Raw genomic sequence first — 13,990 nt, forward strand, 5'->3', positions numbered from 1 at the left:
CAAGTATGGGTTGGCCGCTTGGTCTTCTTTTTTTTCATCCAAGGGTGCTTGCTATATCAGTATGATTACCCAAAGGCTCAGTCTGAAGGGGGGCGTTGCTATTTTCTATTATCCGGAAAAGTTGAAAATTGTTGTTTTAGGTGGTCAAAAAACTCAAAGTAAATATCCTATTTTATAAGATACAATAATTACCGGCAAATATACACGCTTGTTTTAATAAGGTGAAGTAAATTGTGAAATAATGTTAAATACTTTTTATTAACATATTAACAAGCAATAATTGTTTGTGCCTATGTCTATATTTTATCCCGTTGGCCATGGCCCCTAAAAAAAATTATGGCTACTTGTAATAAACCAAACGCAATAAGCGGGCAAAAACTCCGGCTTATCATGCCCATTTTAAAATCTTTTGCTTTGCAATGTCGCCGAATGAATCCGGCAAAACGAAACGGCCTTTAGCGCACTCTTAACAAAGTGTAACAAAATTGTTTTAACATTTTCAGGAACGTTTTTGTAATTTTGCGCCTCAAATTTCATTAAATAGCAATTTATGAATATTAAAGTAAGCAACCTCGTAAAAAAGTACGATACACAACGTGCAGTCGATGGTATTTCGTTTGAGGTAAAAAGTGGCGAAATTGTAGGATTTTTAGGACCTAACGGGGCAGGAAAAACTACAACTATGAAAATTTTAACTTGCTATATGGCCCCTACCGAAGGCGAAGTAACCATAGGCGACTACACTATTAATAAAGATGCCGACTTAATTAAACGCCAAGTTGGGTATTTGCCCGAAAACAACCCCCTGTATTTAGATATGCCCGTAATGGAATACCTGCATTTTTCGGCAGCCATACAAGGCGTAGCACAACAAAATATACCCGCACGCATTAAAGAAATGGTGCGCCTTTGCGGCTTAGACCGCGAAAAACACAAAAAAATTGGCGAACTGTCAAAAGGATACCGACAACGGGTTGGGCTGGCTCAAGCTATGATTCACGACCCCGCCGTACTAATTTTAGATGAGCCTACCACCGGATTAGACCCCAACCAAATTGTAGAAATACGCGAACTTATACGCGAATTAGGCCGCGAAAAAACCCTTATTTTTAGTACCCATATCTTGCCCGAAGTAGAGGCAACCTGCAACCGCATTTTAATTATCAACGACGGGAAAATTGTAGCAGACGGCAACCCTACCGAACTTCGAAGGCAGGCAAGTGGCCGCGAAATTACCAAAGTCCGGATTGAAGACGCCCAACCTAACGAAGTGTTTAATACCCTGCGCAATTTAGAAACTGTTTCGTTAGTGGACTGGGACGGGAAAAGCAACTTTTTTCAGGTCGAAAGCAAACCCGAGCTAAGCTCAAGACGCAATATATTTAGCCTTGCCGTTGCCAATAACTGGGTTATAACCGAACTTACCCCCGTAGAGCGCGACCTCGAAGAAATATTTAGAAACCTTACCCTGAAATAAAACCAATTAATAAATTATATCCGGAGGGATATTATAATCCAATCATAGCTGCTTTAACGGCATTGCTTGATTTACTTTAGACCACCCACACCAATATACTTATATGAAAAAAATACTAATAATAGCGCGCCGCGAATTAGGCGTATTTTTCGACTCGTTAATTGCCTATATTTTATTGATTGTATTTTTAGGTTTATCCGGATTTTTTACCTGGATAACCGGCAACGGTGACGTGTTTTTTACCGGAGAAGCCTCTATAAGGCCGTTTTTTACCATCGCTTTTTGGACGCTCTTCTTCTTTATTCCAGCCCTAACTATGCGTATGTTGGCCGAAGAAAAGAAAACCGGTACCATTGAACTATTGCTAACAAAAGCCGTAACCGACAGGCAAGTTATTTTAGGCAAATTTTTAGCGTGTATGGCTTTAGTGGGGTTGGCCGTATTGTTTACCCTGCCCTGGTATTACACTATTACCACTTTGGGCAAAGTTGACCACGGCAGTATCATTACTGGTTATATTGGCATTATGTTATTAGCTGCCGCCTACGCCGGCATAGGCTTGTTTGCCAGTAGTATTACCGATAATCAAATTGTTGCCTTTTTATTGGCGTTACTGATTGGCGTAGTGTTTTTATTTATTTTTGGCGTCTTGGCCGGCACCAGTTCCGGATTTTTAGCCTATGTTTTTAACTATTTAAGCCTCGAAAATCATTACGATTCCATTATGCGCGGCGTTTTAGATACAAAAGATATTTTTTATTTACTAAGTATTTGCTTTTTAGGATTAAGCTTGGCCGAAGTTATGTTAGCGCGCCGCCGTGTGGCTGAATAAGTTTTATTAAAACTGGCTATTTTTTTTATCCGGAATAAACTAACCCCTCCTCCGACTATTATATTTTTAAGTAGATATGTTAACAAAAACCGCATTACGCAACCGTATTTTGCTAATTATTGGCGTTTTAATTGTAGCCAACTGGTTGTTTAGTCGCTTGTATTTTAGGCTCGATTTTACCGCCGATAAACGCTATACTTTGAGCAACGCCACGCGCAATATCTTATCCGGATTAGAAGAGCCTATTACTGTAACCGGATATTTCTCGGACAATTTACCCCCAGCTGTAAATAAAGCTCGCACCGATTTTGAAGAAATGTTGGTCGAGTATGCCAACGCCTCGGGCGGCAATTTGGTATTCGATTTTGTAAACCCCAGCGAAACCCCTGAAAAAGAAAAAGAGGTGCAGCAAGCCGGCATTCAGCCCGTAGGCATACAAGTGCGCGAGCGCAACGAAGCCAAACAGCAACGCGCTTACCTTGGGGCAAAACTGCAATACAAAGATAAAACCGAAATTATACCCGTAATTCAACCTGGGCAGTCTGTTGAGTACGACTTATCTTCTTTAATTAAAAAGATGGCCGCCGGCAGCAAACCCAAAATTGGCTTGGTGCAAGGCCACGGCGAGGCAACCCTTCAGGCCATACCCCAAGCGGCTCAAGAGCTAACTGTGCTTTATGATGTTGTGCCCGCTACCCTTTCTGACTCGGCTTTAGTTAGTAAATACCAAACCTTAGCCATTATTGCCCCCCGCGACTCGTTTGCACCCGGCGATTTTGCCGCCTTAGATAAATTTTTGGCCTCGGGCAAAGGCATTTTAGTAGCCCTAAACCAAGCCGAAACCGCCTTGCCACAGTCGCCAATGGTGCAGCCCAATGCCACCGGACTATCGGCATGGCTTACCCAAAAAGGGGTAACAGTTGGCAATAATATGGTGGTTGACAAACAATTTGGCAGCATGAACCTAATGGTGCCGCAGCAATTTGGCTCCTTTGGCACAGTAATGGCCATGCAACAAGTGCGCTTGCCCTATATTCCGTTAGTGAAAAAATTTGCCGAGCACCCTATTACAAATGGTATCGAAGGCGTTAGCTTTCCGTTTGTCAGTTCGCTGGCTGCAGCAACAGGCGGCACAGGGCAATTTACCCCTTTGGCGTTCTCCTCTGCAAAGTCAGGTATTGTTGAATTGCCCACTCAGTTAGAAAACGAAGTAAATGAAGGCTTGTATATTACCTCCGGATTGGCTTTGGCCGGCGTAGTCGAAGGTAATTTATCCGGAAATACCCCCGCCCGAATGGTTGTGTTTGGCGATGCCGACTTTTGCCTCAACAGCGACGGCACTAATCCGCAAGCTCAACCTCAGGAAATTGACCCCAATAACGTAATTTTATTTGTAAACGCCTTAGACTGGCTAACCGATAACTCGGGGCTTGCCGAACTGCGCACCAAAGGTATTACAGGCAACCCAATTACCGCCGAAGGCTTGACCGATGCTAAAAAAGATTTTATTAAATGGATTAACTTTTTATTGCCCTTAGGTTTGGTTATTGGCTATGGCTTTTACCGGTCGCTGCGCCGTAACCGCCAAAAAACCAAATGGGCAACCGAGCGTTATACCTAATTTTGGTCGCTGAAAGTAAAATAAAACCAAATAAGATAAATACCTTTTTGAAGGGAATAAATTATTGAAATAAAGATTCGGGAAGAAAACAAAGCGAATTATCTTGCAAAATTAAACGCCCAACCACATACGTTTTAATTTAATCATCCGGATAATGAAGGATAAATTAAAATAGTTCAAATAGTAATTAAATAAAATTAAATCTAAATAATACTTTTCTTTTTGTATGTCAAATAAAACTTTAGTGCTGCTTTTTTTGGGATTATTAGGTGTGGGTGCGTTGGTATATTTCCTTGATTTGGGCAAAACAAAGCCCACTTTTAATGCCACTATGCCTAAACTTGATACGGCTGCCATTACTAAAATTGTTGTAAATTCGCAAGCAAGCGGCAACCAAGATATAACGTTTACCCGCAAGGAAGCAGGCGGAGAGTGGACCCTAAACCAGGCCGATGGAAGTGGCGCGCCCGCCGATGCAAAAACTATGCAAATGATGTTGCAACAGTTATCTTTGATTAAACCTGAAAGATTAGCTGCCAACTCACCCGACAAGTTTGCTCAATACGAAGTGGAAGGCCCCAAAGCTACCCACGTTACCGTATTTGATAACGCTAAAACCGTATTTGACATCTATTTGGGTAAAGCTGAAATGGCACAGCCAGGCGATGACCCATCTATGGCGCAGCAACCTCCCCGGATACCCGGAGAGCCAATGCGCAAACCAAACCTTAAAACCTACTGCCGCTTGGCAGACCAAAACACTACTTTTGTAGTAAATGGAATGGTGGGTATGTTTTTTAACCGCAAAGCCGAAAGCTTTTTACCCCAATCGCAACCTCCAACGGCCATACCCACCGCCCCTGCCGATAGCGTTGTGGTAAAATAACTATGTATTGCCTTGTTGTTTTATTATCTTATTCAGACGTTAATTTGCTTTATAACAAGCCGCTAAGTAATTGCCAATTAATAATTAACAATGAATAATGCAATAAATGGTTCATTATCAAACACTTACAACAAATATAGTAGTATAAACTAATTTTAGCAAATCACTAAGTAAATAAAATAAACCTCTCCCTATTTGCTTCAATAAATTTTTTATTGATTAAAAGGCATATTATTGCAAAGCAACGAAAGTTGGAATTCAAAACCACTTAGGTTTTTTGTTTTTTCTTTTTGGCTGCCGGAAAAAGCACATTATTTAAAATTAAGCGATATCCGGGCGAATTTGGGTGAAGGTCTAAAACTGTTTCGGGTTCGCCAACCATATGCCGGTAATCTTCGGGATCGTGGCCGCCATAGAAAGTCCAAAATCCTTTGCCAAACTCGCTATGTATATAACGAGCCTCTGTTGACGAAGCTAATTCGCCTAAAATCATTACATCTTTTTTAATGCGGTCTTTTCTAAAGGCAGTACTTTGCCCCATAAACCCTTTAATAATATCGGTATGGTTTTGGCAGAGCATGGTTGGAACGGGGTCCCATTTGGCCGAAAACCTAAACAAGGTGAAATAATCGCTGTTTTGCTGTACCGAGCGCGACTCTGAAACGTCAATATCTGAAAATTCGTATTTGTAGGGGTCGCGTTCTAATTTAAAGTTTTCAAAAGCAAGGCAATTATTATAATTTAGTTTCGATTGGGCTTGTGGGTCAGCCGGGTCGCCATCGAACATAGATTCGCAAATATCAACGCCATCGGCAGCTAAGGCAATATCATACGAGTCTGTGGCTGAACACATGGCAAACATAAATCCACCTCCGGCAACATATTGTTGGATTTTTTTAGCTACCGCCAATTTCATTTCCGATACTTTTTTAAAACCAAATTGCCGGGCTTTCGACTCTTCGTATTTAACTTGGTCTATATACCAATCGGCATTTTTATAGTTGCGGTAAAAGCGGCCATACTGTCCGTAAAATCTTCGTGATGCAAGTGCAGCCAATCGTATTCTTTTAGGGTTAGTACTTCGTTTAAAATTTCGTCGTCGTAAATCAAGTCAAACGGAATTTCGGCAAATTTAAGCACCATTGTTACCGCATCATCCCAAGGCAGGTCGGGGTGATGTGGTTTTGATTTGGGCGAGTAAACCGCCACTTTGGGTACTTTTTCTAATTTTACCACATCCATATTAACATCGGGTTGTAAAATTTCGGTTACAATTTGCCCGTATTGCCCATCGGTAAGCACCTCAAAACTTACCCCTTTTACCCTACATTCCAAATCCACATCTTTGTCGTAAGGCAGTCCAAAACTACCCCCCCTGTAATTTAACAACCAATCTACCTTAACTTCTTTGGTTAGGGCACGGTAGGCAACGCCATATCCTTTTAAGTGATTTTTTTGCTTCTCGTCCATAGGAATTAAAAGATACGAGGCAAAACTTTGTTTGCTGACAAAAAAACAAATAAAAACAAATACAAAAGCTCGAAGCATGATTCTTTTTTTAATAATAAAATTTTTTATAACGCAGGCGGTTAATTTTGTACTAATGTTGAGATATAGCTACAAAGTTACACCAGTTTGAAACGATAAACAGCGTTTTATGGTATTAATTGACGGTAAAATAATGTTAAACTTATATCCGGAAAGTGTTTTTGGTTCCCGGATACTATCTTTGCCGGATAAAAAACATAATCTCATCTAATTTGTTTATCAATCTTATGTCAAATCTGCCAATTATCGAGTGCGTACCTAATTTTTCGGAAGGGCGCGACCAAGCTATTATTGACCAAATTGCAGCCGCTATTGCCAGCGTTGAGGGCGTTGAACTGCTAAATGTTGACCCCGGAAAAGCCACTAACCGAACTGTTGTTACTTTTGCAGGCACACCTCAGGCCGTTGTTGAGGCAGCGTTTAGGGGCATAAAAACAGCCCAGACATTAATTGATATGCGCCAGCATAAAGGCGAGCATCCGCGTATGGGTGCTACCGATGTATGCCCTTTTGTACCAATTAGCAATGCTACCTTAGCCGACTGTGTTGCCTGTGCCAATGCTTTAGCCCAAAAAGTGGCCAATGAACTACAAATTCCGATTTATTTGTACGAAGCAGCAGCTAAACATCCGGATAGAAAAAACTTAGCCAATATACGCGCCGGCGAATACGAAGGTTTGCCCGAAAAACTAATTCATCCGGATTGGGCTCCGGATTTTGGTCCTAAAATCTGGAATGAATCCATAGCAAAATCGGGTGCAACGGTAATTGGGGCACGCCCGTTTTTAATTGCATATAATATTAATTTAAATACCACCAGCACGCGCCGAGCTAACTCGGTAGCTTTTGATGTGCGCGAGGCCGGCCGGGTACTGCGCGAAGGAAATCCTATAACGGGCAAAATTATAACCGATTCCGAAGGAAACCCTATTAGGCAGCCCGGCGCACTAAAAGGTGTTAAAGCCATTGGCTGGTTTATTGAAGAGTATGGCATTGCCCAAATTTCGATGAACTTAACAGATATAGAAACAAGCCCCTTGCATCTTGCTTTTGACGAGGTGTGCGAAAGTGCCGACCGGCGTGGTTTACGTGTAACCGGCTCGGAGATTGTAGGCTTAGTGCCGCTACAAGCTATGTTAGCTGCCGGCAAATATTTTTTGCGCAAACAGCAACGCTCAGTTGGAGTTGATGATGCCGAATTAGTGCGCATTGCCATTAAATCGTTGGGGCTGGCCGAGTTGGCACCTTTTAACCCTGATGAGCGTATAGTTGAATACGTTTTAGCCAAAAATGAAAAACGCCCGTTAGTAAATTTAACCTTACAACAGTTTACCAACGAAACGGCCAGCGACAGCCCCGCCCCGGGCGGTGGCTCGGTGGCTGCCTTAGCTGGGGCTTTAGGCGTGGCTTTGGCTACTATGGTGGCCAATTTGTCGAGCCATAAACGCGGCTGGGACGAGCGTTGGGAATATTTTTCGGATTGGGCAGAAAAAGGGCAAGCTATTAAAACCGAATTGCTTAAATTAGTTGACGATGATACGGCCTCGTTTAATGTATTGCTCGAGGCTATGCGCATGCCAAAAAACACACCCGAAGAAAAGGCTGCCCGCGCCGCCGCTATTCAAAATGCCACCTTGGGCGCTATTGACGTGCCTATGCGCACGCTTGAGTTAGCTACCAACTCAATGGAAATAATTGCCGCCATGGTAGAGCAAGGCATGAGCAGCAGTATATCTGATGCAGCTACCGGAGCAGCTTGCGCAAGAGCTGCCGCTACGGGTGCTTATTTAAATGTTTGTACCAATGCGCAAGGGCTTACCAATATGGAAGTTCGGCAAAACTTAATGCAAAAAGCCCAAAACTTGTTTCATACTGCCACCCATACCGAAACCGAAATATTTAATAAAGTAATGGCCAAAATGCAAGGGTAGGCTGGTTTGCATTAGGCCAAAATTTATTATTTTTTAATCAAAGTTTTTGTAGAACAACCTGCTACTAAATAGCAACCGTTTGTACTTAAAATTTCTTTAAAAATTGCAATGATATGGCTTAATTAAAAGGCCCAAAATATAGTGCGTGTAGTATTTGTTTTACCACACGCACTATTACTATCAATTATTTTTACTTAGGTTGTTTCATTTTTTACGGTTTACTGCAACCTCGTCCGTCGTATGTTTGGAGTCCGGCTTTTAGTGCGTCTTTTAAATCAATTCGGTTTAACCAAACCTCACTCATAGCACCCACAGATGTTCCTTGTTGGGGTAAACCCAACATGCTGCGCAAGGCGTTTATGCCTGAATTAGGCGTTGTGCTGCCAGCGTCAATACTAGCGCGGTCGGGTAAAACACGGCTCATATAAACATTAGCCCACTCGGTGCTTACGGGTATTTTTATGGTGCTACTGTTATTGTTTTTAGCTTGGGCTAAATCGGCATAATCGGCCATATCGGTTACGGTCATGGCTGTATTATATTCCCGGTAATCATATAATTTATTGGCGGTAAATAAATTGTTTTGTAGTGTTATGGCTTTACATTTTTTTATATTATCAACGCCGCCGTTGTCATTAAAGGCAAAAATATTGTTTTCGGCGGTTAATATAATGCGCTCATCAACTTTAATAGCATTGCCGCCGTGGTTGGTGCTGGCTTCGTCGTATTTACTGTTAAATAGCATCGTGTTGTTTTTTATAAAGTATTGCGGATGCCCATCGGCGGCTTGCCAGGCAGTTTTAGCATAAACAGCCTCTCCGGTATTGTTTACAAAAAGGTTATTTTCAATGGTTACGCGGCTATTTTTACCAACTTGCACATCGAGCACACCTTGCGAGGCAGCTATATTGGTAAACACACAGTTGCGCACTACCACATTGGCATCGGTGCCCATATCTATTTCTATGCCTGGCGTGTCGGGGGTTGGGTTAAAGCCCTCGGTTGGCGATGCTTTGCGTTTAATGTATTTATCTTTGGTTTTAGTCAGATAGAAATTGCGGTCGCCGTTGTCAATTATAAGCCCATCAATTAATACCTCGTCTGCATGATTTTTAAAAGTTTTGCTGGCATTAATGGCCAAGCGCGAAGTAGTTTCGCTTTTCATATAGCCGTTTACCCCACTTAAAATGGTTTTGTGTGCCCCCCATGGGTCGCGTTTGCTAAAATCGGTGCTATACCCGCCAATAATACTTACCGGAACTGTAATTATATCGCTGCTCATGTCGGTTTTACCTTTGTAAACGCCTTCGGCAATGTGAATAACGTCTCCTGGTTTAAGTTTGGCGGCAATGGCGGCAATTTCTTTGGCCGGTTGTTCTTTAGTGCCCTCTTTGCCAGCACCTGTTTGAATACTAATATACCAGTTGTTTTGACCATTAGCGGTTGAGGAAGCATTAGAAGCAGTGCTTGAGGTTGAATTTGAATTGGCGTTGCCAGTGCTACGGCTATTTCCGGATGAATTAGTATTAACTTTTTTTGCCTCGTTGTTTATTTTATTGGTTTCTTTTTTTACCTTTTCGGCTTCTTTCATTAAGCTACTAAATTGGGCGAAACTGTTTGTTGTTATTAAAACGGTTAAACAAATAAAAAGAATGGTTTTAATTAATTTTTGAAAGAACATGTTTGATTGATGTTTATTTAGTTTATAAAATTTTAAGTTAATAAGCGTTGCTTTCTTGTTTGCCGTTAATAATTTTAGCCTTGATGAGACATTTTTTTTTAATTTTATATCCGGATGCAAGTTAAACAAAACAACTTCTTTAAGCGTACTGCAAAAATGCACTTTCAAATGGGCGTTTGCCAAACAAAAAAATAGCAAATTTTAAAAACTCGAACCTGTAGTTGATAAATTTAATTTATTTATAAGTAATTGATAGTAAATAGTTTGTGATTAATTTTGTTGTTTTTAGAAAAAAATTTGCTCAAACTTTAAGCCAAGCAATTTTTCCGGATAAAACGAAGAAAATAACTATGCTGCCATTTTAAATTGCCCTATTAATTCTAATCTGTTATGAGTCAAGAGCTTTATTTATTGGTTAAATCACTTACCAAAGCCGAAAAAGGCTATTTTAAAAAATTTGCCCAGCGGTACTCGACCGAAAAAGACGACAATCAATATTTAGCGCTTCTTGATGCCATAGACGAGCAACCCGCCGGTGGTGAGTATGATGAAGCAAAAATGATTAAAAAACATAATGGCAAAAAATTCATCAAACATTTATCAACAACCAAAAAGTATTTGCTCAATGCTTTACTTAAAGCTTTGCGCAGCTACCGCGAGGGCAGCCAAAACGCCTTAACCGAAATAAACGAACTGATAGAAAACGCACAAATTTGCTTCGACAAACAGTTAATGAGTTTGGGCAATAAATTTTTAGACAAAGCGCGGCAAATTGCCTTGCAAGAAGAACTGTTTTTAAAAGTGGCCGACATTGCCTACCTGCGTTACAGGCAAGTTGAGTTTTATGTGGGAGAAGAAAGGCAAATATTTTGGCAACAACTATACGCCGAAACTTGCAAAATGCTGCACCAACATCAAAATATTGCCGACATGATTGACCTTAATATTACGGCAACCCAACAGCAAGGGCAAAACCGTGCGCTGCGCAGCGAGGCCGAAATTGCCCATCTCGAGGATTTGCTGCAACACCCTTTACTTATGTCAGAAAACCAAGCGGCATCGTACAGCGCAAAAGCTCATTATTACAACACTTTGTTTATGCTGCATTATTGGTTAGGAAATACCGAAGCAGCCATGACCCAATTAACGGCCTTGCTAACCATGATGGAAAAATTGCCCTATGGCAATATAAAAGCCCCCGCAGTTTATATGCCTGTGTTGGTAAATTATTTAACCTTTTGTTTTCAACTTAATAATTTTGAATATTTTAATCATTATTTAGATTGCCTTCAAGCAATACCTGTCAACACCCCAACCGCAATAGCCATGAAGTTTGAACGCTATTACGGCATGGCCATCCGGTATGCTTACCACATTGGCGATAAAATGCAAGGACAAACCTTAATTAACCAATATCAGGCCGAGTTAAACATACAACATCCCCACTTAAATATGCGCCGCCGCATAACCACCTACGGTACAATTGTAGCCTTTTATCTTAAAACAAAACAATTCAATTTTGCCTTAGACTGGATAGCCCGTTATGAAAATGAGTTAGACACGAATTTAACGCCGGATATGACCGCTTTTATGAAGCTTTATTATTTGCTTTGCCATTACGAGTTACATAATACCGAGCATTTAGCTTACGCAATACGCAATACCCACAACCAGCTTAAAAACAACCACCGCTTGTACGATTTAGAGCGTACTTTATTGCAATTCTTTAAACGTGAACTTAAAAGTATTACCCCTGCTGATACTCAAAATAATTTACAACTACTATACGGACAATTGAACGACTGGCTGCAAAACCCTTTACAAAACAGAGTTCTAACTGCTTATTTTGATTTTTTGGGGTGGGTAAATTTAAAATTAGACGATGCGAGCAAACACCTTTCATCCGGAAAACGGTAAATTTGTATCTATTGCACTACAGCGCTAAATTACTGGGCATCAATTGTAATTTTATGTAGTTGCAACAGCTAAGCTAAGAACCCGAAGGGTTCAAATATTTATAGAACGGGTTGTATTGTGTTTATCTATAAACATAAAATCCCTTCGGGATTAATTGATTTGTTAAAAAACAAATGTCGAAGTTTGCTACTTTACCTTGCCGTATTAAAACACAGGGCGCGCACCCAGTCGTAGGCGTAAATGCGGTTGGTTTGGGGGTCAATGGTTATACCGTCTTCAAAAAAAGCGTCGTCGTCTTTTTTGCGGAAGGGTGCTTCGGCTTTCCAAATGTGGGTGCCGGTTTGGGCATCAACGGCATGTAGCAAGCCGTCGCCACCGCCGGTAAAATAAATTACGCCGTTGTGGTGGGTTAGCTGGCTGCTGGTGCCGCTGCTGGGCTCGGTCCATACATGGTTGCCGTGCAGGGGGTCTAAACAATACAGGGTTTGGTTTTCGCAGTTGGCATATAGTCTGTTTAATTCGGGTAGGAATAATAAACCCGAAAACGAAAAAATAGACGGGTAGCGTTTGCTCCATATTTGTTTGCCTGTAAGCAGGTCGTGGCAAATAATATCTAACCCTACGGCGCAATAAACCCGGTTTTGGTGTATAATAGGCAACTGCCCGGTTCCGTAATTATTTTCAAGATCAGGGTCGGGGTCTGTTAATACCTCATAAACTATGGTGCGGGTACTAAGGTTGTAACCCGCTAATTTATGGATTGTAAGCATAGTACTAAACTGATAACTGCCATAAATAAATACCAACAAAGTATCGTTATTGGGTAATATGGTAGGGGTGGGTGGGTTTAAAATTGGTATAAAATCGGTTGGCGGCAAATCGTTGGTAAAAATGGTTTCCTAAACCCCGGTATATACATTGCCCATTTTTAAAAGGTCATCTCCGTTATCGCTCGCAACATAAATAAACAAATCCCCAATACCTGTAAATTTGTTTTCACCAGAAAAAGTTTCCCATTTGCTCCAGATTGTAGTGCCAGTATTTAGGTCTATGCCATATACCCGAGGTCCGGAGGATATAACCAATACATTATTATACTGGTAACGACTTTCTAACACATGTCGATAAATTTCTTTTTCTTGTAATTCACCTTCCCATAACCAAAGTAATTTGCCGGTATGTTTATTAAATGCTTTAAGTCCGGTTGGGCCATTTAAAAATTGGCTGTTAGTAGCAAGGTCTGTAACACAATCGTTTAAAAACTCGCCCATACTTTGCTCTACCGCTTCAAACAAGTTGTCGCATAAGTCGTCAGCTAAATTATTTAGCACAATAAAATCAATTGCCGAAAATAAATCGCTACAATTCATAATAGAAATAGCTGCTTTGGTTAATTTATGGTAACCATCTTCAAAAAAGAGTTCCATATTGCCATTTAAAAAGGAATTTGCCAAAAATGCACCGTTATGTGAGCTTCCGACGGTTATGTAACCACCAAATCGTTGGTCTAAAATGCCTGTCGCAATATTGCGGTCAACTTGTCTTGTTACCAAGCCGCCCAAGCTATGCGCCACTACAATATTATTGGCAGTAGTTTGGGGCCACAATCCGGCATGTAAATTAGTAGCTGCTGCGGCAATGCCATTGGTTTTGTTGTTAGGTGTGGGGTTTAATAAAGCATCATCGCGACGTAAGCATCCCAAGGTGGCAACCACTAAAAAGCAAAGCAAAACCATAAAAGGGTTAAAACCTATTTGCTCACGCGCGGGGGGGGGGAGTCTTTTCCTTTTTTGATTCAATTTAAATTGGTTAGAAAATATTTGTTTCAAATAACGGTGCTAAATTAACATGAGATTTAGAATTTTCAAAATATTATTTCTAAATTGTTGCGGGTTATTTAAAAATATTTTATCCGGAAATAGGAAGATAATATTTTGTTGATGTTTGACTTTCTTGGACCTATAAATTGAAAGTTGAAAACAAACACCTTTCCTCCGGAAAACGGTAAATTTGTATTTTTTACACTACCATATTACGAAGCACGAGTTAATAAATTGTCTATATTTGCCTTCATCTTGCCATTCAATAAATTTACCT

At 40.8% G+C, this 13,990-nt stretch carries 9 protein-coding genes and 1 pseudogene; 6 read left to right on the top strand and 4 right to left on the bottom strand.

Translation table 11 applies throughout. The features are described 5' to 3' along the window. Positions 1-550: 550 nt before the first annotated feature. The 4 genes from IPI59_08850 (at position 551) to IPI59_08865 (ending at position 4,816) form a co-directional block, all read left to right on the top strand. Entirely contained in the window at positions 551-1,477 is a 927-nt protein-coding gene (locus IPI59_08850) for an ATP-binding cassette domain-containing protein (protein ID MBK7527641.1), read from the top strand. Positions 1,478-1,580: 103 nt separating this feature from the next. Beyond that, the gene (locus IPI59_08855) at positions 1,581-2,309 is read left to right on the top strand and encodes an ABC transporter permease subunit (GenBank protein MBK7527642.1); all 729 of its coding nucleotides are present in this window, start codon (positions 1,581-1,583) and stop codon (positions 2,307-2,309) included. 76 nt (positions 2,310-2,385) lie between these two features. Next, entirely contained in the window at positions 2,386-3,930 is a 1,545-nt protein-coding gene (locus tag IPI59_08860) for a GldG family protein (GenBank protein MBK7527643.1), read from the top strand. A 226-nt stretch (positions 3,931-4,156) separates the two neighbouring features. Beyond that, positions 4,157-4,816, top strand: coding sequence for a DUF4340 domain-containing protein (locus tag IPI59_08865; protein MBK7527644.1), 660 nt, complete (start codon positions 4,157-4,159; stop codon positions 4,814-4,816). Between the two features lie 268 nt (positions 4,817-5,084). On the opposite strand, the pseudogene IPI59_08870 reads toward IPI59_08865, so the two are convergent. After that, positions 5,085-6,364, bottom strand: a pseudogene (locus IPI59_08870) (asparagine synthetase B). A 227-nt stretch (positions 6,365-6,591) separates the two neighbouring features. On the opposite strand from IPI59_08870, the gene ftcD reads away from it, so the two are divergent. Beyond that, positions 6,592-8,295: a glutamate formimidoyltransferase gene (gene ftcD, locus IPI59_08875; GenBank protein MBK7527645.1), complete on the top strand. Its 1,704-nt coding sequence runs from the start codon at positions 6,592-6,594 to the stop codon at positions 8,293-8,295. Positions 8,296-8,506: 211 nt separating this feature from the next. Here the strand turns inward: ftcD and IPI59_08880 are convergent, their stop codons facing one another. Further along, positions 8,507-9,976 carry a right-handed parallel beta-helix repeat-containing protein gene (locus IPI59_08880; GenBank protein ID MBK7527646.1) on the bottom strand — a complete coding sequence of 490 codons (1,470 nt, stop codon included), beginning with the start codon at positions 9,974-9,976 and terminating at the stop codon, positions 8,507-8,509. A 390-nt stretch (positions 9,977-10,366) separates the two neighbouring features. Between IPI59_08880 and IPI59_08885 the strand changes: the two genes are divergently transcribed. Next, positions 10,367-11,893, top strand: coding sequence for a hypothetical protein (locus tag IPI59_08885; GenBank protein MBK7527647.1), 1,527 nt, complete (start codon positions 10,367-10,369; stop codon positions 11,891-11,893). Positions 11,894-12,084: 191 nt separating this feature from the next. On the opposite strand, the gene IPI59_08890 is transcribed toward IPI59_08885, so the two are convergent. Both IPI59_08890 and IPI59_08895 read right to left on the bottom strand, forming a co-directional pair. Then, entirely contained in the window at positions 12,085-12,771 is a 687-nt protein-coding gene (locus tag IPI59_08890; GenBank protein MBK7527648.1) for a PQQ-like beta-propeller repeat protein, read from the bottom strand. 21 nt (positions 12,772-12,792) lie between these two features. Then, positions 12,793-13,629: a hypothetical protein gene (locus IPI59_08895; GenBank protein MBK7527649.1), complete on the bottom strand. Its 837-nt coding sequence runs from the start codon at positions 13,627-13,629 to the stop codon at positions 12,793-12,795. Positions 13,630-13,990 lie beyond the last annotated feature (361 nt).

Source organism: Sphingobacteriales bacterium (assembly GCA_016706405.1).
In the GTDB taxonomy this organism is placed as follows: Bacteria; Bacteroidota; Bacteroidia; order Chitinophagales; family UBA2359; genus BJ6.

What these genes read in the sequence shown, in the direction of transcription:
- IPI59_08855 (MBK7527642.1), top strand. Translation starts at nt 1,581, where the DNA reads ATGAAAAAAATACTAATAATAGCGCGCCGCGAATTAGGCGTATTTTTC.
- IPI59_08885 (MBK7527647.1), top strand. Translation starts at nt 10,367, where the DNA reads ATGAGTCAAGAGCTTTATTTATTGGTTAAATCACTTACCAAAGCCGAA.
- ftcD (MBK7527645.1), top strand. Translation starts at nt 6,592, where the DNA reads ATGTCAAATCTGCCAATTATCGAGTGCGTACCTAATTTTTCGGAAGGG.
- IPI59_08880 (MBK7527646.1), bottom strand. Translation starts at nt 9,976, where the DNA reads ATGTTCTTTCAAAAATTAATTAAAACCATTCTTTTTATTTGTTTAACC.
- IPI59_08860 (MBK7527643.1), top strand. Translation starts at nt 2,386, where the DNA reads ATGTTAACAAAAACCGCATTACGCAACCGTATTTTGCTAATTATTGGC.
- IPI59_08850 (MBK7527641.1), top strand. Translation starts at nt 551, where the DNA reads ATGAATATTAAAGTAAGCAACCTCGTAAAAAAGTACGATACACAACGT.
- IPI59_08895 (MBK7527649.1), bottom strand. Translation starts at nt 13,629, where the DNA reads ATGGTTTTGCTTTGCTTTTTAGTGGTTGCCACCTTGGGATGCTTACGT.
- IPI59_08865 (MBK7527644.1), top strand. Translation starts at nt 4,157, where the DNA reads ATGTCAAATAAAACTTTAGTGCTGCTTTTTTTGGGATTATTAGGTGTG.